The following is a 608-nucleotide window of genomic DNA, read 5'->3' on the forward strand; positions in this document are numbered from 1 at the left end:
CGGTTTCATGATAGTCAAAGTGTCCGTTGCCGGGATGCTCACAGCTCATGCGAATAGACGATGAAACCCAGGTGCCTGGCGACTTTATCGTAGAGCGCACGGCCGGCCGCGTTTCCCGTCTGCGTCTGCCAGTACACGCGCGAACTGCCCGCAGTGCGCGCCGCGTCATATACGCCTTCGATCAGGCGCCTTCCGATGCCAAGTCCGCGCAATTCAGGGGCAGTGAACAGGTCCTGGAGGTAGCAGACGTCGTGCAGCCGCGTCGTGCTGCGGTGAAAAACGAGGTGTGCGAGGCCGACGATGCGGCCGGCGTCCGTGGCCACCAGGGCGTGCACGGGTTCGGCCGGATCGAGGAATCTGTTCCACGTGGCCTGCGTGATCTCCTCGGGCAGGGCGGTGGGGCCGCTGCGCTGGTAGAACGCGTTATAACCGTCCCACAGCGGGCGCCAGCCGTCGTAGTCGGTGGGTGCGAGCGGGCGGATGGTCGGTCGGGCGGGCATGTTGATGGATGTGTCATCGAAAACGACATCATACCCCGACGCGGAAAATGAAAAAGGCCAGATCTTGCGATCTGGCCTTTCGAAAAAGCTGGTGCGGCTGGCAGGAAT

Annotated in this window: 1 protein-coding gene; it reads right to left on the reverse strand. The window is 62.7% G+C overall.

Annotated features, from left to right (window positions below):
* Positions 1–38: 38 nt before the first annotated feature.
* The gene (locus ASC93_RS18495) at positions 39–500 is read right to left on the reverse strand and encodes a GNAT family N-acetyltransferase (protein WP_056445533.1); all 462 of its coding nucleotides are present in this window, start codon (positions 498–500) and stop codon (positions 39–41) included.
* Between the last annotated feature and the right edge of the window lie 108 nt (positions 501–608).

The organism is Massilia sp. Root335 (assembly GCF_001425685.1).
Classification (GTDB): domain Bacteria; phylum Pseudomonadota; class Gammaproteobacteria; order Burkholderiales; family Burkholderiaceae_D; genus Telluria; species Telluria luteola.